Below are 19,512 nucleotides of genomic sequence, written 5' to 3' on the forward strand. Positions count from 1 at the left end.
CGCCTCAGAACCGGGTCGAAACCGTGAGGTCGAAATTCTGCTCACGGTCATAGTCGAGCTGGCGCAGCGGATGCGAGAAGTTGAACCGCAACGGTCCGATCGGCGTGGTCCAGAACAGCGACACGCCTGCGGCCGCCCGGATATTGATGCCGTCATCGACCTCGACCCCGTTGGTGCCGATGGTGTTATCAAGACCCCAGAGCGTCCCGACATCCATGAAAACGCCGCCCGAAATGCCGTATTCATCCGGCAGGCCCAGAGGGAATTCGGCCTCGAACCGCGCGATGGCAAAGTAGTTGCCGCCAAGCGCGTCTTCGTTCGGTGCCTCCAGATCGCGGGGGCCGACACCGTTCGGCTCGAACCCGCGCATCCGGCTGCCGAGGTTGAAGCGGTTGATGACCCGGCTTTCGCCCGAGATCATGGTCAGCGCCCCGCCCTCGAGCTCGGCGCGCAGCAGAACGTCCTCGTTCCAGACCCGCGTCTCGAACCGGCCAAGCGCGGTGGTCGTGACGGATTCGACATCGCCGCCAAGGCCCGCGAAATCCTGGCTGATGCGGAACACAAAACGCCGGTTCGGGTCGATGCGGCTGCGCGCGGTGTCAAAGCTGTAGGTGTAGCCCAGGGCGCTCGTGATCAGCGCGCCCTGTTCGGCGACGATGATCGGCGAGGACGTCTCCGGGTCCACATCCAGGATTTCATCGCGCGAAATGGTATAGCGCACTTCAAGCCGGCCCAGCTCGCTGATCGGGAATTCCAGCGCGGGGCGGAAGCCCGCGGTGCGGGTGTTGTAACTTGCGAAATCGCGGTCGGTGCGCGTCCAGTAGAGGTTGGACTTGAGCGCGAGATCCCGTTCCAGAAACGCCGGCTCGATGAAGTTGAAGCTGAAGGCGCGGTTGCTTGACGTCGTGTTGATCGTCAGATCGACATACTGGCCACGCCCGAGAAAGTTCTGCTCTGACAGGCTGGCGGCGAAACCGATACCAGCCGAGACGCCATAACTCACCCCGAAGGACAGCGAACCGGTCGGCTGTTCCTCGACATCCACATCGACAATCACCTGATCGGCCGACGACCCCTGCCGCGCGTTCACCTGCGCATCGGCAAAGAACCCGAGCGCGCGGATACGCTCGGCGCCTTCGCGGATCTCGCGCGGGCTGAACGGGTCGCCTTCCACCGTGCGGAACTGGCGCCGGATCACCCGGTCAAGCGTGCGGGAGTTTCCTTCGATGTCGATCCGCTCGACGAAAAGCCGCTCGCCCCGCGTCAGGACATATTGCACGTCGAGGATCTGCCCACGTTCGTTCCGCGTGATGCGTGGGTCGATCCGGACAAAGGTCAGCCCCTGCCGCAGCGCGAGGTTTTCCATACGCGCGATATCGTTATCGATCCGGGCGGGCGAGTAGATCTGGCCCGGGCGCGTGCCGATCAGGCGCTGGAACTCGGTCGCATCGACCTCGGGCAGTTCCGAGACAGCCGTGACCGATCCGATCCGGTACTGCAGGCCTTCCTGCACTGTGAAGGTCACGAAGAACCCGTCACGTTCGCGCGCAAGTTGCGGCGTGGCCGAAAGGACCTGAAAATCGATATAGCCGCGCGAGCGGTAGAAATCCGTCAGCAACTGGCGGTCGAGGTCGATGCGCTCGGCGATGAACGTATCGCTCTGGACAAAGCGGCGGAGGAGGCCCGCCTGTCGCGTTTCCAGCACGTTGCGGAGGCGCCGGTCGCTGAAGCTGCGGTTGCCGACAAAGGCGATCCGCTCGATCTCGACGACATTCCCCTCGCGGATCTCAAAAACCAGATCGACGCGGTTGTCGCTGCGCCGGATGATACGGGGCTCAACCGTTGCGGCCAGCCGCCCCGACTGCGCATAGGCGGCGGTGATCGCGGCGGCATCGGCCTCGGCCTGCGCGGGCGAATAGACGCGGCGGGCCTGCGACTGGACGACGGTCGCAAGACGCTCGTTGTTGATCCGATCGTTGCCCTCAAAGGCAATGACGTTGATCGTCGGATATTCCTGAACGCGGATCACCAGCCGGCTGCCTTGCGGCTCCAGGCTCACCTCCTCAAAGAGGCCCGAATTCCGGATGCGTTGCAGCGCGGCGTTGAGTTCGCCTGCGTCCAGCGTCTCGCCTTGGTTGATCCCGGCATAGGTCAGGATGCTGCCGGCATCGACGCGCTGGTTCCCCTCGACCTGAACGCTGTCAAAGCGGAACGACTGGGCAAAGGCGGGTGCGACCCATGTTCCGGCGGGCACCGCAACCGCAAGCATGGCTGCCAATGCGACATGCGAAACGCGTGCAAGCGCCGGCCGTCGGCTTGTTCCGCCCGAAATCCTGTTCAGCATTTTCTGCCCCTGTCCGTTCCTTGGCACCTGAGTAGCCGCAAGACGCCCCCTTGTCAAAAGGCGCAGCACCCTCAGGGGCAGAAGATATCATTGGTCAGGGCAAAGATCATGAGGGTCAGAAGCATCGCGAATCCGGCGGTCATCAGGATACGGAGCGCACGCTCGCTTGGCGGGCGGCCGGTCACGGCCTCCCACGCGTGGAACACGAGGTGACCGCCGTCCAGAACCGGCACCGGAAAGAGGTTCAGAAGCCCCACTGCCGTCGAAAGAACCGCGATGAACCACACGAAGGACTCCACCCCCTGCGCCGCCGCCGCGCCCGAGGTTTCGGCGATCCCGATGGGCCCGCGCAGGTTGCACGAACTGATCGCCCCCGTGACCATGTGCCAGAGGCCCGAGAGGCTCGTCTGCGCGATGAACACGGTCTGCTGCACCCCGCGATTCAGCGCCTCGAACGGGCCTGTGGCGCGGGTTTCGGGCTCAAAGGCCGGCGCACTTGTGATCCCGATCAGCCACCGGGTCTCGAACCCGCCCGAGGCAGTCGGAACGTCCGAGCGCCGGGGCACGAGCGTTACTTCGAACGTCTCACCTCCGCGCCACACCTCCAGCAAAAGCGACTGCCCGCCCGAGGCCGCAACCCGTTCCGGCAATTCGTCAAAGCTGCTGATCGGCTCGCCGTTTACCGAAAGGATGACGTCCCCCGGCTCCAGATCCGCCGCGGCGGCCGCAGATTGCAACTGGATCGTGCCCACCAGGGGCGGCAGGGGAAACGGCCCCTCGACCACAAGCTCGCGGTCGTCGCGCAGGACGCGATAATCGACAGTGGGCGCCGGCTGCGTTGCCCCCGCTGCGGCGTAGAAGGCGGGGTAATCCGGCGTCTCGCGTCCCTCGATGGCGAGTATCCGGTCGCCCTCGGCCAAACCCTGAGACGTGCCCTGCGACGCCGTGGGCAGATCGGTGATGCGTCCGACCGTCGGAACATCGGTCGCGACGCCCTGCACCATGAAAAACCCGGCGAAGACGATGATCGACATCACGAAATTGAAGAACGGCCCCGCCGCAACCGTCGCCGCGCGCGCCCAAAGCGGGGCGCCCTGCATGGTTCTGCGGCGCGCCGCCGGGTCCATGCCCGCAATGGCCGAGCTATCAGCAGTGGCCGATGCGGCATCCGCGTCGCCGAGGAACTTTACGTATCCCCCCAACGGCAGCAACGCCACCTGCCAGCGCGTCCCGCGACGGTCCACCCGCGAAAAAAGCACCGGCCCGAAGCCGAGCGAGAACACCTCGGCATGGATGCCCGACCAGCGGCCGACGATGTAATGGCCGTATTCATGAACCGCGACGATGATCGACAAGGCGACGACAAAGGCGGCAAGCGTCCAGATCAGGCCGCCAAATGACGGGATCAACCCGATGATATCCACGAAATTACCCCTGCTGTGTCGGTCGCCCGGCGATCACGTCAGCCGCGCCTTTGCGGGCCAGATGGTCCATTGCCAGTACGGAATCAAGACTATCCGGCGCGGATGTGAACCCCTCTGCGGCCGATAGCCGCGTAAGCGTCTCTTCCACCACCTCGGCCATTGCGTTGAACGGGATGGCGCGGGCGATGAAATGATCCAGCGCCACCTCTTTTGCCGCATTGAATACCGCGCCGGCCATACCGCCCGCCGCCATGACCTCCCGCGCGAGGCGGAGAGCCGGAAAGCGCGCCTCATCCGGGGCCTGAAACCGCAACTCGCAAAGCCGCGCCAGATCGAGACGTTCCACAGGTACAGGTCCGCGCGCGGGCCAGTGCAGGGCAAAGCCGATCGCGTGGCGCATGTCCGCCGGTCCGAGATGCGCCATCAGGCCACCATCGCAAAAGCCGACCAGCGCATGGACGATCGACTGGGGATGGACCAGAACCTCGATCCGGTTGCTCTCGATCCCGAAGAATTCCTTTGTCTCGATGACTTCCAGCGCCTTGTTGAACATCGAGGCGCTGTCGATGGATATCCGCTGACCCATGGCCCAGTTCGGATGCGCGACGGCCTCTGCTGGGCTCGCTTTGGCGATCCGTTCGGCGGACCAGTCCCGGAAGGGACCACCCGAGGCGGTGATGATCACCCGCTCGACCGTGGCCATATCCTCACCGCGGAGGGCCTGAAATATCGCCGAATGTTCACTGTCGACCGGCAGGATCGTGGCCCCTTGGCGCCGCGCCTCGGCCATGAGGAGCGGCCCTGCCGTGACCAAGCTTTCCTTGTTGGCGAGCGCAAGTGTCGTCCCCTGCGCAAGCGCGCGAAACCCGGGCGCGAGGCCCGCCGCACCCACGATGGCCGACATGATCCAGTCGGCGGGTCGTTCTGCCGCCTCGAGCAGGGCGTCCGGCCCGGCCGCCGCCTCTGTCCCGCTGCCGGCGAGCGCCGCCTTGAGATCAGCGTAGCATTCGGGATGCGCGGTGACGGCAAGGGCTGCACCATGGCGCCGCGCCTGTTCCGCCAAAAGCGCAACATTCCGGCCGCCGGTCAGCGCGTCGACCTGATCGCCGCTGCGCGCGACAAGATCGAGCGTGTTGACGCCGATCGAGCCGGTCGCCCCGAAAACCGAGATGCGCCGCATGTCAGAGCCCCGCCGCAGCCGGCCCGAAGGGCGGGAAGTCCACCAACCGCTCCACCAGCATCAGGAAGATCGCGGCGCCCAGCATCCCGTCGAACCGGTCCAGAAGCCCCCCATGACCGGGAATGAGATGCGAGGCATCCTTGACCCCCACCTTGCGCTTGACCGCGCTTTCCGTGATGTCGCCGAGTTGCGCGGCCATCGACATCGCGACCGACATGCCGAGCAGCTCGACCGAGGCGCCGGTCATGGCCATGACGACACCCCCGACCACGGCCGAGGCCACCCATCCCGCAACCGTTCCCGACCACGTTTTCTTGGGGCTGACCCGCGGCCAGAACTTCGGCCCGCCAATCACCCGCCCGGCGAAATAGCCAAAGACGTCGGTCGCCACGACCACACCCGCCAGCCAGAAGACCCAGATCAGCCCGAATTCCTGCCGCAGGTGGAAAAGCCCGAAGCCCGCAAGCACGATCAGCGCCCCGTAGCCGGCAAAAAGACTTCGGTTGCCGCGCAACAGGCCGATCCCGGCGACCGAAGGCAAAAGCGCGAGCGGCAGGACCAGACCGACCGGGAATATCCCTGACAGGAACACCGCCCCCCCTGCCATCGCCGCCAGGAGCGCGCCGTGGCGCCGGCGCGGCGCCGGCGTCAGCATGGCGTGGAGTTCCCAGAGCATCGCGCCCACGGCAAACGCCACGAGCGCAAGAAACCACCAGCCGCCGGCCCAGATGGCGGCAATGCCGATGATTCCCATCACAAGCGACGAAAGGGCGCGCGGCAGCAGGTCGCCAAACCTGGCAGGGCCTTGAGTCATGCAGTCACAGCTCCGAAACGCCGCTCGCGCAAGGCAAAGCGGTTAAGGATGTCGCCAAGCTCACCCGGCGAGAAATCCGGCCAGAGCGTCGGCGTGAACTCATACTCGCTATAGGCGGATTGCCATAGGAGGAAGTTCGAGGTCCGCGTTTCGCCGCTGGTACGGATGATGATGTCGGGATCGGGCAGATCGGCCGTGTCGAGCCAGGCGCCCAGCGTGTCGGCCGTGATCTCCTCGGCGCAGATGCGCCCTTCGGTCAGGGCGCAGGCCATCGCGCGGGCGGCACGGGCAATCTCATCCCGGCCGCCATAGTTGATCGCGACCGTCAGGTTGAGCGACTCGTTCTCTGCAGTGCGCTCTTCGATCCCCGCCATCAGACGCTGAAGATTTGCGTTGAGCCGGCTGCGGTCGCCGATGAAGCGCACGCGGACGCCCTGGGCCTTCAAGGTTTCGGATTCCCGCTCGATATAGCGGCCGAACATCGTCATCAGGCCGAGAACCTCTTCGGTCGAACGTTTCCAGTTCTCGGTCGAGAAGGCGTAGATCGTCAGATAGCGCACGCCGAGATCGGGGCAGGCGCGCACGATCTGGCGCACCCGTTCCACACCGCGGCGATGGCCGACAAGGCGCGGCCAGCCCCGCATCTGCGCCCAACGGCCATTGCCATCCATGATGATGGCCACATGGGCCGGCATCTGCACAGTGATGTCTTTTGCGGCCAAGATCGTCCCCTCTGCCCCGCGGGCGCCCGTGCAGTTGCCGTGCGGTCTCAGACCTGCATGATTTCCTGCTGTTTGTTTTCCAATAGCTTGTCCACTGCAGCGATGGACGCATCGGTGAGTTCCTGGACCTCATCCGACCAGATCTTCTGTTCGTCCTCGCTCATCCCCGCGGCCCTGGCCTTCTTGAGCTGGTCCATGCCGTCGCGGCGGACGTTGCGGATCGCGACCCGTGCATGTTCGGCGTATTGGGCAGCCACCTTGGTCAGTTCGCGGCGCCGTTCCTCGTTCAGTTCGGGGATCGGCAGGCGGATGATCGGCCCGTCCACGACCGGGTTGATGCCCAGCCCGGAATCACGGATCGCACGTTCCACCTTGCCGATCAGCGCCTTGTCCCAGACGTTGATCGTGACCATGCGCGGTTCGGGCACGTTGACGGTGCCCACCTGGTTGATCGGCGTGGGCGAGCCATAGGCATCGACCATGATCGGTTCCACCATCGTCGCCGAGGCGCGCCCCGTGCGCAGCGACGCGAATTCCTGCCTGAGAGCGGCCATCGCGCCTTCCATGCGGCGCTTCAGATCGTCGAGGTCGATTTCGATGTCTTCTGACATGCTGTTCTCTTTCGTGGTTATGTGCACGGTATAGTGACAAAGTTAATGAATGGATACCCGGAGCAAGGTCCTGCAGAGGTCAGCCATGCACGCGGGTATAGGTCCCTTCGCCGCGCAGGATGGTGCGGAAGCCGCCGGGTTCGTCCAGTGAAAACACGATGATGGGCAGGTTGTTGTCGCGCGCCAGCGCGATCGCCGAGGCATCCATGACCCCGAGGTTCTTTTGCAGCACCTCGTCATAGCTCACCCGGTCATAGCGTTTCGCATCCGGATTCTTGACCGGGTCCTTGTCATAGACGCCATCGACCTTGGTGCCCTTGAAGATCGCCTCGCAGGCCATTTCGTTTGCGCGCAGCGTCGCAGCCGTGTCGGTGGTGAAATAGGGGTTGCCCGTCCCCGCCGCGAAGATGCAGACGCGCTTTTTCTCCAGGTGGCGGACGGCGCGGCGACGGATATAGGGCTCGCAGACCTGATCCATCGGAATCGCGGAAATCACCCGGGTAAAGATGTTGAGTTCCTCCAGCGCCGACTGCATGGCCAGCGCGTTCATCACGGTCGCAAGCATCCCCATGTAGTCGGCGGTCGTCCGCTCCATCCCCTGGGCGCTGCCCTGCAAGCCGCGAAAGATGTTGCCGCCGCCGATCACCATGCAGATCTCGACGCCCAGATCGTGGACCGATTTCACCTCTTGCGCGATGCGTTGAACGGTGGGCGGATGCAGGCCGTAGCCTTGCGGGCCCATAAGCGCCTCGCCCGAAATCTTGAGCAGAACGCGCTTGTAGGTTACGCCCTTCTGCGGCTCGTCTTCCTGGGTCATGGATATCGTCTTTCGCTGGCGCTGACCCGGGGGCCGCGCGATCGCCTGTTTTACTGGCGCGCAAAATGTCGGAAAACCGCCCCATGTTCAACCGCCCAACGGGCAGGATCGGCACCGGCAGGCAGGGTGGCAGGCAGAGGGCAATGAAGCAGGCCGACGATATCATCGCGACGCTCGATCCCCGGCGGCCGGTCCTGATCGCGGGGCCGACCGCCTCGGGAAAATCGGCGCTCGCGCTGCGGATCGCAGAAGCGCAGGGCCGTGCGGTCGTGAATGCCGATGCGCTGCAGGTCTATGGCTGCTGGCGCGTTCTCACCGCGCGCCCCTCGGCCGATGAAGAGGCGCGTGTGCCCCATCTTCTGTACGGTCATGTGGGGCGAGAGCCCTATTCGGCCGGCCAGTGGCTGCGAGAGGTGATGCCACTTCTGGCGCAGGCGCAGGCGCCGGTGATCGTCGGCGGCACGGGGCTCTACTTTGCGGCGCTCACGGACGGGCTGGTCGAGATGCCCGCGACGCCGCCGGAGCTGCGCGCCGAGGCCGACCGCATCCGCCATGAACAAGGGTTCGAGGCGCTGCTGAGAGATCTCGACCCGGCAACGCGCGACCGCATCGACATCCGCAACCCGGCCCGCGTTCAGCGCGCATGGGAAGTGCTGCGGGCCACGGGGCGCGGGCTCGCCCTCTGGCAGGACGAAACCGGGCCGCCGCCCCTGCCCCTGAACAAGACCCATGCATTGGTGCTGCGCCCCGACCGCGACTGGCTCGCGCAGCGCATCGACCGCCGTTTCGATCAGATGATGGCCGCCGGCGCGCTGGAGGAGGTGCGGTCGAACATGGCCTTCCGGGACCCCGGCGCAGCCTGGGCGCGGGCCATCGGTGCGCCGGAACTCATGGCGCATCTTGAAGGGCGGATGCCGCTGCCCGAGGCTGTCGAGGCCGCAAAGCTCGCCAGCCGCCAATATGCAAAGCGGCAGCGGACATGGTTCCGCAACCGGATGAAGCAGTGGACGGCCATCGCGCTCCCGTGACAGGCACACGCGCCCCAAAAGCGGCCATGGACCCTGCAAGAGGCGCAAAAGGAAATCAGCGGGTTGACCTTCCTGCTGATGTCGTTTTCTTTATGCGCGAATGTCGCAACTGAAACACGGATTGCCGAAATTCCGCCTAGACGCGCCGCGCGAAACCGTGCGGAATGAAACTCCGGCCCATGTAGCGAACGACCCGCAGGACATGCGGGTCCAAGGGCAGCGCGGACCGGCAAGACCAGACCGAGAATGGTGAACAGGGAGCTGACGATGACGCGCAAGACCCCCACGGACCGCCTTCACCCGGCAGTCCCGCTTTACGCAGAAGAATATCGCAAGGGCCTGCTGAGCCGGCGGGAATTCCTGACCCGGGCAAGCGCGCTCGGCGCTTCGGCGACCGTGGCCTATGGGCTGATCGGTCTTGCCGCCCCGCAGGCCGCGGCACAGACACCGACCGCAGGCGGCACGCTCCGCATCCAGATGGAGCTCAAGGCGCTCAAGGACCCGCGGCTGGCCGACTGGTCGCAGATCGCGAACTTCTATCGCGGCTGGCTCGAATACATGGTCGAGTATAACGCCGACGGCACCTTTACCCCCATCCTGCTGGAGGATTGGGAGGTGAACGACGACGCGACCGAATACGTCTTCCATGTCCGTCAGGGCGTGACCTGGAACAACGGCGATGCCTTTACCGCCGAGGACGTGGCGCACAACATCGCCCGCTGGTGCGACGGGGAACTCGAAGGGAACTCGATGGCAGGTCGTATGGCGGCCCTCATCGACCCGGAAACGAACCAGTTGCGCGAAGGCGCGGTCGAGGTGATGGACGAACATACGCTTCGCCTGACCCTCTCGGAGCCCGATATCGCGGTGATCGCGAACCTTGCGGATTATCCCGCCGCCGTCGTGCACCCGTCCTATGACGGGGGTGACCTCCTTGCGAACCCCATCGGCACGGGCCCGTTCATCCCGGAAAGCTTTGAACCCGGGCTTCGTGCGGTCCTCGTCAAGAACACCGAACATCAGTGGTGGGGTGAGGGTGCGTGGCTCGACCGGATCGAGTTCACCGATTACGGCACGGACGGCGCCGCATGGGTGGCCGCCGCCGAGGCCGACGAGATCGACATGAACTACCAGACCACCGGCGATTTCATCGACATCATGGACGCGATCGGCTGGGAACGGTCCGAGGCGATCACGGCGGCCACGCTCGCCGTCCGCTTCAACCAGGACGCCCCCGAATATGAGGACGTGCGCGTCCGCCGCGCCCTGCAGATGGCCGTCAACAACGAGATCGTGCTGGAACTTGGCTATAACGACCTGGGTCAAATCGGCGAAAACCACCACGTCTGCCCGATCCACCCGGAATATGCCGAGCTTCCGCCGCTGACGGTCGACCCGGAAGGCGCGCGCGCATTGCTGGAAGAGGCCGGTCACGCGGATACGGAATTCGAGCTGATCTCGCTTGACGATGACTGGCAGGCAGCGACCTGCGATGCCGTGGCTGCCCAACTGCGCGACGCGGGGATCAACGTGCGCCGCACCATCCTGCCGGGTGCGACCTTCTGGAACGACTGGACCAAATATCCCTTCTCGGCGACCGAATGGAACATGCGGCCGCTGGGCGTGCAGACCCTCTCGCTCGCCTACCGGTCCGGGGTGGCCTGGAACGAGACCGCCTTCTCGAACGAGGAATTCGACCGCCTTCTGGCGCAGGCCATGTCGATTGCGGACGCGGACGAGCGGCGCGAGGTCATGCACCGGATTCAGGAAATCATGCAAGAGGAAGGCGTGCTGATCCAGCCCTACTGGCGCTCGCTTTACCGTCACACCAAACCGCATGTCAGGGGCGCGGAAATGCACCCCACCTTTGAAATGCACCATTACAAGTACTGGCTTGAAGCCTGACCTCGGCTTCCGTGACGGCGGCGGGCGGCCTTGCCGCCTGCCTCTCCTCCCGCCCGCGATGCCAGAGGTTCCCGGATGCTGAAGTTCATTCTGCGCCGTCTGGCGACGATGTTGCTGACGGCGCTCTGCCTGACGTTCATCGTCTTTTACCTGACGAACCTGCCGCCGAACCTCGAAAAGCTCGCGCGGACCGAAGCGTCCAGCCGGATGACCGATGCCGAGGTCGCAAGCTGGATCGAGCGGAACGGCTTCAACCGGCCCGTCCTGCTGCGCTATGGCGAATGGCTGGGGGTGGTGCCCGGCTGGGTCGCGGAGGACGGGCGCGGGCGCTGCATCGCGCGCGGTCAATCGCCTGAGGACGCTCCGGCCTTTTGCGGGGTCCTGCAGGGCCATTGGGGCTATTCCACCACCCTGCGAAGCGATGTCGCGACCGTTCTGGGCTGGAGCCTGTCGGCCACAGGCTGGCTCATGTTCTGGGTGATGATCGTGATGGTGCCGTCGGCGCTGATCCTTGGCGTTCTGGCTGGAATGCGCGAGGGCAGCCGCACCGACCGCACCCTTTCGACCTTTGCCATCGCCAGCACCGCCACACCGGAATATGTGTCGGGCGTCGTGCTCATCACCCTTCTCGCGTCATCGACGGTGGGGCTTTCGCCGCTTTTGGCGGAATGGGGCCTGATCTCGGGGCGGACGCTGTTTCTTGGCACCGCGACCAGCGCCGAGACCCGCATCACCTTCTGGAACTTTGCCCTGCCGGTGGCCACCATCGCGCTTTACGGAACGGGCTATATCGCCCGGATGACCCGCGCCAGCATGGCCGAGGTGATGACGCAGCAATATATCCGCACCGCGCGGCTCAAGGGCGTGAGCTTTGGCAATATCGTCCTGCGCCACGCGCTGCGAAACGCGCTGATCGCACCCTTCACCGTCATCATGCTGCAGTTCCCGTGGCTTCTGAACGGGGTCGTGATTGTCGAGACGCTCTTCAACTACAAGGGGTTCGGCTGGACGCTGGTGCAGGCGGCGGGCAACAACGACATCGACCTTCTGCTCGCCTGCTCGGTCGTGGCGGTGGTGGTCGTGCTGACGACGCAACTGATTTCGGACGTGGGGTATGTGCTGCTCAACCCCCGTATCCGGCTGGCCTAGGAGGGCGGGATGGAAACCCTCGGCTGGGGCGAGATTTTTCTGCGGGTGGCGATGCAGTTCCTTCCGGTCTGGATCGCGCTTGTTCTGACCTTCGGCGTGTCGATCACCTTCAAGCGGCGGCTGGGTCTTTACGGCCGGCTGTTCGACAGCCCTGTCGGCATGATCGGGCTCGGCCTCGTGCTCTTCTGGGCCTTCACGGCGATCTTCGCGGACATGATCATCACCCATAACCCGCTGTCGCAGCTCAGCGGGATGCGCAATGCGGTGCCGGGCAGTCCGCTCGGCAATGCCGGGAACCAGTATCCCTATTACCTTTTCGGGGGCGACAGTCTGGCACGGGACGTCTTTTCGCGCATGGTGATGGGCGCACGGCGGGTTCTGGCCATCGCACCGCCCGCGACCGCATTCGCCTTCATGATGGGGATCATGCTGGGTCTGCCCGCCGGCTATTTTGGCGGTCGCCTCGACACCTTCCTGTCGTTTCTTGCAAACCTCGTGCTGGCCTTCCCGGTCATCCTGCTGTTCTACCTGCTTGTGACGCCCGAAATCCGGCAGACCGGCATCCCCACCGTGCTGGCCGCCGTGCTCTTCCTCTTCCCGATCCTGTTCCTCACGGTCCTCTGGAACAGCCGCTATTTCACCTCGCCGCTGCGGCGCAATATCTATGTCGGGCTGACGCTGGCGATCGGCCTCTGGGCCTATTCCGGGCTTGCCTTCAATGCCGATCCGCTGGGCGTCTGGCGGATGGACGCGAACCTTCTGAACGTCTTCGTCGCCGTGGTGTTCGTGAACGCGCCGACCGTGTTCCGCATCGTGCGGGGGTTGGTGATGGACATCCGCGCGCGCGACTATGTGGCCGCGGCACAGACCCGGGGCGAGGGCCCGTGGTACATCATGCTGTGGGAGATCCTGCCAAACGCGCGGGGCCCGCTGATCGTCGATTTCTGCCTGCGGATCGGCTATACGACGATCCTGCTGGGGACGCTCGGCTTCTTCGGTCTTGGCGTCAGCCCCGAAAGTCCCGACTGGGGGTCCACCATCAATGACGGGCGCAGGCTTTTGTCGGTCTATCCGCATCCCGCACTGGTGCCGGCCCTGTCCCTGATGAGCCTCGTTCTCGGCCTCAACCTTCTCGCGGACGGTCTGCGCGAGGAAAGCCTGAAGGACTGACCATGGAGCCGATCCTCGAAATCAAGAACCTCTCGATCAGCTTCTTCACCCGGCGGCACGAAATTCCGGCGGTGATGGATTTTTCCTGCACCGTGATGCCGGGCGAGGCGATGGGCCTTGTCGGCGAAAGCGGCTGCGGCAAGTCGACCGTAGCCTTGGGGGTCATGCGCGACCTCGGGGCGAACGGGCGGATCACGGGCGGGACGATCCGCTTCAAGGGCCGCGATCTGACCACCATGTCCGACCGCGATCTGCGCGCGATCCGGGGCTCGGAAATCGCGATGATCTATCAGGAACCGATGGCAAGCCTGAACCCGGCGATGACCGTCGGCGCGCAGCTGGCCGAGGTTCCGATGATCCATCGCGGCACCTCGCGGCGCGAGGCGATGGCACAGGCCCGGCGGATGGTCGAGGATGTGCGCCTGCCCGACCCCGACCGCATCCTTGCCGCCTATCCGCATCAGCTTTCGGGCGGGCAGCAGCAGCGGATCGTGATCGCGATGGCGCTGATGTCGCAGCCGGCGCTGCTGATCCTGGATGAGCCGACGACCGCGCTCGATGTGACGGTCGAGGCGGGGATCGTCGATCTGGTGCGCGACCTTGGCCGGAAATACGGCACCTCGATGCTCTTCATCAGTCACAACCTCGGGCTTGTGCTTGATGTCTGCGACCGGCTTTGCGTGATGTATTCCGGCGAGGCCGTGGAAACCGGTGACGTGGCAACCGTATTCGACGAAATGCGGCACCCCTATACGCAGGCCCTGTTCCGCGCGATCCCCCTGCCGGGGGCAGACCGGACGTCGCGGCCGCTGGTGGCGATCCCGGGGAACTTTCCCCTGCCCCATCAACGCCCGCCGGGGTGCAATTTCGGACCGCGCTGCGACTATTTCATGGCCGGACGCTGTGACGCGCAGCCGATCCCGATGCTGCCCGCCGGGGCGCGCCACGAAAGCCGCTGCATCCGTCTGGACGAAATCGACTGGGAAAATCCGCCCAGCCCGCCACGCCAGAACGGGCGGGCGCCCATCGGCGATGTGGTGCTGAAGGCCGATGATCTGCGCAAATATTACGAGGTTTCGGGCAACCGCGTCGTCAAGGCGAACGAGACCCTGACCTTCGAGGCCCGCGCGGGTGAGACGCTGGCCATCGTCGGCGAATCCGGCTGTGGCAAGTCAACGCTCGCCAAGGTGCTGATGGGGCTGGAAACGGCGACGGGTGGGCAGTTGCATCTTGGCAACCGGGCGGTGCAGGACGTGCCGATCGAAAAGCGCGGGGCCAAGGCCATCGCCGACCTTCAGATGGTGTTCCAGAACCCGTTCGACACGCTCAACCCCTCGATGACCGTGGGCCGCCAGATCATCCGCGCGCTGGAGGTATTCGGAGAGGGTGAGAGCGAGGCCGACCGCGAAAGGCGGATGCTCGAACTGCTGGACCTTGTAAAGCTGCCGCGCGAATTTGCCGCCCGCAAACCGCGCCAGTTGTCGGGCGGCCAGAAGCAGCGCGTGGGCATCGCCCGTGCCTTTGCCGGGGGCGCGCGGATCGTCGTCGCGGATGAACCCGTTTCTGCCCTGGATGTGAGCGTGCAGGCGGCCGTGACCGACTTGCTCAACGATATCCAGCGCAGGAACGGCACCACCCTGCTGTTCATCAGCCATGACCTGTCGATCGTGCGCTACCTGTCCGACCGCGTGATGGTGATGTACCTTGGCCATGTGGTCGAGATGGGGACGACCGATCAAGTCTTTGCCCCACCCTATCACCCCTATACCGAGGCGCTTTTGTCCGCCGTGCCTATCGCCGATACGCGGGTCCAGAAACAGCGCATCGTGCTGGAGGGCGACATACCCTCGGCGATGAACCCGCCCCCCGGCTGCCCGTTCCAGACCCGCTGCCATCGCAAGCACCTCGTGCCCGGCAACAAATGCGAGACCGAGGTTCCGCCCATGCGCCTGCGCGACGGACACCAGATGAAATGTCATCTTTCCGATGAGGTGCTTGACCAGATGGAGCCGGTGATCCGCCTTGCGGCAGAGTGATCACGCAGCTTGATCAGGCGGTCACATCGTGGCCATAGATCCAGTCGAACCGCCGGAGCGGCGCATCCGGCAGCAGCCATCCGCCCACCTTCAGCCCCATATGCGCAAGCGTCCGCGCCGGCCCGCGCAGGTGATAGGCACGCGCGTTCCGGTTCGCGGCCTCGACAATCGCGCGCACCCGAGGCTGGCGCGCGGCCTGATAGGCCGCAAGCGCCGCCCCCAGCGTGTCATGTCCGGCGATGGATGCGGCGAGCACCCAGGCATCCTCCAGCGCCATATTGGCGCCCTGCGCCATGAACGGCAGTGTCGGATGGGCCGCATCCCCCAGGATCACCGCGCCCTGCCCGGCCTCGTTCAACTGAAACCAGCGTTCCGCCATCGGATGACGGAAGAGACCCCAGAGATGCACCTTGTCCAGCCCCTCGAGCCACCCTTGGACCCGGTCGCCAAAACCCGCGAAGGCGGTGCGCAGGTTCTGCGGATCGTCCTCATGCTGCCAGCCTTCTTCGGCCCAGCGGCGACGTTCCTCGACGGCGACGATGTTGCGCAGCGCCCCATCCCGAAGCGGATAGCTGACCAGATGGCGGCCCGGCCCCATGAAAACCTCGGCCTCGGCAGGGCCGGGCTGGCCGGGGATCACCGCACGCCAGGCGACCTGATGGGTAAAGAACGGCGCTATGGTCCCGTTCAGCTTTTGCCGCACGACGGATCGCAATCCGTCCGCCCCGATTACCAGCGGCGTTTCACATTCCGAGCCCAGGGCGTTCTTCAGGCGTGGCGGGTGCGGGCCCAGCGTCACCTCGGTCACATGCTGCAGCAGGTGGATGCGCACCCCGGCGTCACGCGCCGCATCGGCAAGTGTGGCGATCAGATCCGCGCGATGGACGAAGTAATATCCCTGTTCCGGCCGCAGCCCGGCGAGGTCAAGCCGCAACACCTGCTTGCCCGAGGCCCCGTCGCGCAGCACCACCGCAGTACCGCGCGTGCCTGCGTCGGCCAGCGCCGGGCCGAGCCCCAGCGCCCTCAGCACCGCCACACCGTTCGGGCTGATCTGGAGCCCGGCGCCCACCTCGCGGATCGCGTCCGCCTGTTCAAGGACGGTGACGCTTGCCCCCCGAAGCGCGAGCGCGAGGGCTGCCGAAAGCCCCGCTATGCCAGCGCCAAGGACCGTGACCTTTTGCCCGATGAGCATCTGCGCCCCTGAAACGTATCCCGAAGATGAAAACACCGGGGCGCTGCCACCCCGGTGCCTGAATTCCGTCAGTCCCCTGCAGGATCAGTCGTCACGATGCACCTTTTCGCGACGCTCATGCCGCTCCTGCGCCTCCAGCGTCATGGTGGCGATGGGGCGCGCATCGAGGCGGCGCAGCGAAATCGGCTCGCCCGTCACCTCGCAATAGCCGTATTCCCCGTTCTCGATCCGCCGCAGCGCAGCGTCGATCTTGGAGACGAGCTTGCGCTGGCGATCCCGCGTACGCAGTTCCAGGGCGCGGTCGGTTTCCTCGCTCGCACGATCGGCGATGTCGGGAACGTTCCGGGCGCTGTCCTGCAACCCTTCCAGCGTTTCGCGGCTGTTGTCGAGAAGCTCGGATTTCCATGCCAGAAGCTTGCGGCGGAAATATTCGAGCTGCCGCTCGTTCATGAAAGGCTCGTCCTCGGCGGGGCGATAATCCTCGGGGAGAAAGACCTCTGCCTTCATCTCGGTTTCCTTATGCAGACCGGATGCAGACAGCACGGCGTCAGGTTTTTCAGTCATTTGCATCCGGCACCCTTCCCGGCCCCGCGTTTAGCGCAAGCCCGTGGCAATGTCACTAGGCGATAGAGCCGGTTGCGGGAAAATGAGCGGGCGTCTATCGTCGTGACATAGAAAAACGCAGAAGATCGGGCAGAGAATGCAGTTCAGTGGCACCGGGACCTATATCGCCACCGAAGACCTGCGGGTGGCCGTCAATGCCGCGGTGACGCTGGAACGCCCGCTGCTCGTCAAGGGCGAACCCGGCACCGGCAAGACCGAACTGGCGCGCCAGGTGGCGACGGCGCTGGGGCTGCCGATCATCGAATGGCATGTCAAATCAACCACGCGGGCGCAGCAAGGGCTTTACGAATACGATGCCGTCAGCCGCCTGCGCGACAGCCAGCTTGGCGATGCGCGGGTGCATGATGTCGCGAACTATATCCGCAAGGGCAAGCTCTGGCAGGCGTTCGAGGCCGTGGACCGCGTCGTCCTGCTGATCGACGAGATCGACAAGGCCGATATCGAGTTTCCGAACGATCTGCTGCAGGAACTCGATCGGATGGAGTTCCACGTCTACGAGACGGGCGAGACGATTCGTGCAGTGCAGCGACCGATCGTCATCATCACCTCGAACAATGAAAAGGAGCTGCCTGACGCATTTCTGCGCCGCTGCTTCTTTCACTACATCCGCTTCCCCGATGCCGAGACGCTGAAGAAGATCGTCGAGGTGCATCATCCGGGCATAAAGGAGGCGTTGCTGACCCGGGCGCTCACGCAGTTCTACGAGATCCGGGAAACACCGGGGCTGAAGAAAAAGCCCTCGACCTCCGAAGTGCTCGACTGGCTGAAACTGCTCCTGGCCGAGGATCTATCGCCCGAGGATCTGCGCGCGGACGCGAAAACCGCCTTGCCGCGCCTCTACGGGGCGCTTCTCAAGAACGAACAGGACGTGCAGCTCTTTGAGAGGCTCGCCTTCATGGCCCGGTCAGGGCGCTGAACCTCCGGGAGATCGGGATGCCTTTTTCTGACACTTCGTCGCCGCGGTCTGCCGGTCCGTGAGATATGTCGTCCTCCTTCTGGCCCTTGTCCTGACGGCCTGCAGCGCCGCGCCCAGGCCGGCTGCCTATCCCGAAGCGGCCCCCCTGCCCGAGATGCGCGTCTTTCCCGCCGCGCGCCCGGCTGCGCCAGTCCGCGCCAATGGCGACCTCGCCCGTGACTTTCTCGAACTTTCCTTCTGGCTGGAGGACGGTCGCCCCTTGCCGGTCTTTACCCGGTTCGAGGGGCCCGTCACGCTTGCCGTCGCCGGCCCGGCCCCCGATATCGCGCTGCGCGATCTGGCGATCCTGATCGAGCGGCTCCGGTCGGAGGCACGCATCGACATCACCACCACGACGGATCTTGCCGCTGCGAATATCGTGGTCGAGTTCCTGCCGGGCCGTATGCTGGCGACCTATGCCCCAGAAACGGCCTGCTTTGTAGTACCGCGTGTCGGCAGCTGGACGGAATTCCGGCAGAACCGCCGTTCTGGCCTCCTGGACTGGACGACGCTCGAACGGCGCGAAACGCTCTCGGTCTTCATCCCCTACGATACCAACCCGCAGGAAATCCGCGACTGCCTGCATGAGGAAATTGCGCAGGCGCTGGGGCCGCTGAACGACCTTTACCGGCTGTCGGACACGATCTTCAACGACGACAACTTTCATTCGGTCCTGACCGGGTTCGACATGCTGATCCTGCGCGCCTATTACGCGCCCGAACTGCGGTCGGGCATGTCGCGGGATGAGGTGGCGGCCCGCCTGCCCGCGATCCTGCGGCGCATCAATCCGGCGGGCGAGCGGCGTGGACCCGCCGCCGATCCGGGCGAAACTCCGCGCGACTGGTTGGGCGCGATCAATGTCGCCCTGAACCCCGTGCGCCGGCCCGACCGGCTGGAGGCGGCGCATTACGCCGTGGGGCGGGCGCAGGAGCTCGGCTGGACGGACAGCAGGCTCGCGCTCAGCTACTTCGCGCTCGGCCGGGCAGCCGCACCCGATAGCAGCACATTGGCCGCAGCGGCCTTTCTGCGTGCGGGGCTGGTCTGGCGCGATCTGCCGGATGCGCAGGTGCATGTGGCCCATATCGACATGCAGATGGCGGCCTTTGCGCTGGTCGCAGGGCAGCCGCAGAACACCGTTGCCCTGACGGACCGGGCGATGGAGCCAGCCTATCAGGCCCAGAACGCGGCCTTGCTTGCCAGCCTCCTGATGCTGCGCGCCACCGCGCTTGACGATCTGGGGCGCGGCACCGAGGCGCAGGCCGACCGCCTCGACAGCCTTGGGTGGGCGCGCTATGGGTTCGGCTCGGATGAAGAGGTCCGGGCGCGGCTGGCCGAAATCGCGAGCCTCGGGCGAACAGCAGGGGACAGAGCACGATGATCGTTATCGCCGGGGTTGTGATCGGGGCCATCATCGGGGCCTTGCAGGCGCGGGGGCGCGGCGGCAACCGGCTCGACATGGCGCAATACGGTGCGGGCTGGGCGATCATGCTGGGCCTTCTGGGCGTCTTCCTCACCATCTTTCTCGAAAGGGCGATGTAAGC

17 protein-coding genes are annotated in these 19,512 nt (G+C 65.1%); 8 read left to right on the forward strand and 9 right to left on the reverse strand.

What is annotated here, in order from left to right:
* Window positions 1-4: 4 nt before the first annotated feature.
* From bamA to pyrH, 7 genes are all read right to left on the reverse strand, one after another.
* Window positions 5-2,344, reverse strand: coding sequence for an outer membrane protein assembly factor BamA (bamA, locus tag ACFSGJ_RS19790; protein WP_390265848.1), 2,340 nt, complete (start codon window positions 2,342-2,344; stop codon window positions 5-7).
* Window positions 2,345-2,415: 71 nt separating this feature from the next.
* Window positions 2,416-3,768 (reverse strand): RIP metalloprotease RseP, encoded by a 1,353-nt coding sequence (gene rseP / locus ACFSGJ_RS19795; protein ID WP_390265850.1) that lies wholly within the window; start codon window positions 3,766-3,768, stop codon window positions 2,416-2,418.
* A 4-nt stretch (window positions 3,769-3,772) separates the two neighbouring features.
* Window positions 3,773-4,948, reverse strand: a complete 1,176-nt coding sequence (gene dxr / locus ACFSGJ_RS19800) for a 1-deoxy-D-xylulose-5-phosphate reductoisomerase (RefSeq protein ID WP_390265852.1) — start codon at window positions 4,946-4,948, stop codon at window positions 3,773-3,775.
* A gap of 1 nt (window position 4,949) precedes the next feature.
* Window positions 4,950-5,762, reverse strand: a complete 813-nt coding sequence (locus ACFSGJ_RS19805) for a phosphatidate cytidylyltransferase (protein ID WP_390265854.1) — start codon at window positions 5,760-5,762, stop codon at window positions 4,950-4,952.
* The gene (uppS, locus tag ACFSGJ_RS19810) at window positions 5,759-6,457 is read right to left on the reverse strand and encodes a polyprenyl diphosphate synthase (protein WP_390266040.1); all 699 of its coding nucleotides are present in this window, start codon (window positions 6,455-6,457) and stop codon (window positions 5,759-5,761) included. The genes ACFSGJ_RS19805 and uppS overlap by 4 nt, the downstream gene beginning before the upstream one ends.
* Window positions 6,458-6,531: 74 nt before the next feature.
* Window positions 6,532-7,095 carry a ribosome recycling factor gene (frr, locus tag ACFSGJ_RS19815; protein WP_390265856.1) on the reverse strand — a complete coding sequence of 188 codons (564 nt, stop codon included), beginning with the start codon at window positions 7,093-7,095 and terminating at the stop codon, window positions 6,532-6,534.
* A gap of 79 nt (window positions 7,096-7,174) precedes the next feature.
* Window positions 7,175-7,912, reverse strand: coding sequence for a UMP kinase (gene pyrH, locus ACFSGJ_RS19820; RefSeq protein WP_390265858.1), 738 nt, complete (start codon window positions 7,910-7,912; stop codon window positions 7,175-7,177).
* Window positions 7,913-8,055: 143 nt separating this feature from the next.
* Here pyrH and miaA point away from each other — a divergent pair, with 143 nt between their 5' ends.
* The 5 genes from miaA (at window position 8,056) to ACFSGJ_RS19845 (ending at window position 15,200) form a co-directional block, all read left to right on the forward strand.
* Window positions 8,056-8,940: a tRNA (adenosine(37)-N6)-dimethylallyltransferase MiaA gene (miaA, locus tag ACFSGJ_RS19825; protein WP_390265860.1), complete on the forward strand. Its 885-nt coding sequence runs from the start codon at window positions 8,056-8,058 to the stop codon at window positions 8,938-8,940.
* Between the two features lie 267 nt (window positions 8,941-9,207).
* Window positions 9,208-10,845: an ABC transporter substrate-binding protein gene (locus tag ACFSGJ_RS19830; RefSeq protein ID WP_390265862.1), complete on the forward strand. Its 1,638-nt coding sequence runs from the start codon at window positions 9,208-9,210 to the stop codon at window positions 10,843-10,845.
* A gap of 75 nt (window positions 10,846-10,920) precedes the next feature.
* Complete coding sequence (locus tag ACFSGJ_RS19835; protein WP_390265864.1) at window positions 10,921-11,994, forward strand: ABC transporter permease; 1,074 nt, start codon at window positions 10,921-10,923, stop codon at window positions 11,992-11,994.
* Window positions 11,995-12,003: 9 nt separating this feature from the next.
* On the forward strand, window positions 12,004-13,164 hold the full coding sequence (locus ACFSGJ_RS19840; protein ID WP_390265866.1) for an ABC transporter permease: 1,161 nt from the start codon (window positions 12,004-12,006) through the stop codon (window positions 13,162-13,164).
* A gap of 2 nt (window positions 13,165-13,166) precedes the next feature.
* Entirely contained in the window at window positions 13,167-15,200 is a 2,034-nt protein-coding gene (locus ACFSGJ_RS19845; RefSeq protein WP_390265868.1) for a dipeptide ABC transporter ATP-binding protein, read from the forward strand.
* Between the two features lie 13 nt (window positions 15,201-15,213).
* Here ACFSGJ_RS19845 and ACFSGJ_RS19850 read toward each other — a convergent pair whose 3' ends face one another.
* Window positions 15,214-16,392 carry an FAD-dependent oxidoreductase gene (locus tag ACFSGJ_RS19850; protein WP_390265870.1) on the reverse strand — a complete coding sequence of 393 codons (1,179 nt, stop codon included), beginning with the start codon at window positions 16,390-16,392 and terminating at the stop codon, window positions 15,214-15,216.
* Between the two features lie 84 nt (window positions 16,393-16,476).
* The gene (gene dksA, locus ACFSGJ_RS19855) at window positions 16,477-16,899 is read right to left on the reverse strand and encodes an RNA polymerase-binding protein DksA (RefSeq protein ID WP_390266042.1); all 423 of its coding nucleotides are present in this window, start codon (window positions 16,897-16,899) and stop codon (window positions 16,477-16,479) included.
* Window positions 16,900-17,092: 193 nt separating this feature from the next.
* Here dksA and ACFSGJ_RS19860 point away from each other — a divergent pair, with 193 nt between their 5' ends.
* From ACFSGJ_RS19860 to ACFSGJ_RS19870, 3 genes are read left to right on the forward strand one after another with little or no spacing between them, the layout of a single operon-like run.
* Complete coding sequence (locus ACFSGJ_RS19860; protein WP_390265872.1) at window positions 17,093-17,932, forward strand: AAA family ATPase; 840 nt, start codon at window positions 17,093-17,095, stop codon at window positions 17,930-17,932.
* Between the two features lie 58 nt (window positions 17,933-17,990).
* Window positions 17,991-19,349 carry a DUF2927 domain-containing protein gene (locus tag ACFSGJ_RS19865; protein ID WP_390265874.1) on the forward strand — a complete coding sequence of 453 codons (1,359 nt, stop codon included), beginning with the start codon at window positions 17,991-17,993 and terminating at the stop codon, window positions 19,347-19,349.
* Window positions 19,346-19,510, forward strand: coding sequence for a hypothetical protein (locus ACFSGJ_RS19870; protein WP_390265876.1), 165 nt, complete (start codon window positions 19,346-19,348; stop codon window positions 19,508-19,510). The genes ACFSGJ_RS19865 and ACFSGJ_RS19870 overlap by 4 nt, the downstream gene beginning before the upstream one ends.
* Window positions 19,511-19,512: the final 2 nt, after the last annotated feature.

This window comes from Halodurantibacterium flavum (assembly GCF_042681825.1).
Lineage (GTDB): Bacteria > Pseudomonadota > Alphaproteobacteria > Rhodobacterales > Rhodobacteraceae > Halodurantibacterium > Halodurantibacterium flavum.

What these genes read in the sequence shown, in the direction of transcription:
- uppS (WP_390266040.1), bottom strand. Translation starts at nt 6,457, where the DNA reads ATGCCGGCCCATGTGGCCATCATCATGGATGGCAATGGCCGTTGGGCG.
- dxr (WP_390265852.1), bottom strand. Translation starts at nt 4,948, where the DNA reads ATGCGGCGCATCTCGGTTTTCGGGGCGACCGGCTCGATCGGCGTCAAC.
- miaA (WP_390265860.1), top strand. Translation starts at nt 8,056, where the DNA reads ATGAAGCAGGCCGACGATATCATCGCGACGCTCGATCCCCGGCGGCCG.
- bamA (WP_390265848.1), bottom strand. Translation starts at nt 2,344, where the DNA reads ATGCTGAACAGGATTTCGGGCGGAACAAGCCGACGGCCGGCGCTTGCA.
- dksA (WP_390266042.1), bottom strand. Translation starts at nt 16,899, where the DNA reads ATGAAGGCAGAGGTCTTTCTCCCCGAGGATTATCGCCCCGCCGAGGAC.
- pyrH (WP_390265858.1), bottom strand. Translation starts at nt 7,912, where the DNA reads ATGACCCAGGAAGACGAGCCGCAGAAGGGCGTAACCTACAAGCGCGTT.
- ACFSGJ_RS19845 (WP_390265868.1), top strand. Translation starts at nt 13,167, where the DNA reads ATGGAGCCGATCCTCGAAATCAAGAACCTCTCGATCAGCTTCTTCACC.
- ACFSGJ_RS19805 (WP_390265854.1), bottom strand. Translation starts at nt 5,762, where the DNA reads ATGACTCAAGGCCCTGCCAGGTTTGGCGACCTGCTGCCGCGCGCCCTT.
- ACFSGJ_RS19870 (WP_390265876.1), top strand. Translation starts at nt 19,346, where the DNA reads ATGATCGTTATCGCCGGGGTTGTGATCGGGGCCATCATCGGGGCCTTG.
- ACFSGJ_RS19830 (WP_390265862.1), top strand. Translation starts at nt 9,208, where the DNA reads ATGACGCGCAAGACCCCCACGGACCGCCTTCACCCGGCAGTCCCGCTT.
- ACFSGJ_RS19840 (WP_390265866.1), top strand. Translation starts at nt 12,004, where the DNA reads ATGGAAACCCTCGGCTGGGGCGAGATTTTTCTGCGGGTGGCGATGCAG.
- ACFSGJ_RS19850 (WP_390265870.1), bottom strand. Translation starts at nt 16,392, where the DNA reads ATGCTCATCGGGCAAAAGGTCACGGTCCTTGGCGCTGGCATAGCGGGG.
- ACFSGJ_RS19835 (WP_390265864.1), top strand. Translation starts at nt 10,921, where the DNA reads ATGCTGAAGTTCATTCTGCGCCGTCTGGCGACGATGTTGCTGACGGCG.
- ACFSGJ_RS19860 (WP_390265872.1), top strand. Translation starts at nt 17,093, where the DNA reads ATGCAGTTCAGTGGCACCGGGACCTATATCGCCACCGAAGACCTGCGG.
- frr (WP_390265856.1), bottom strand. Translation starts at nt 7,095, where the DNA reads ATGTCAGAAGACATCGAAATCGACCTCGACGATCTGAAGCGCCGCATG.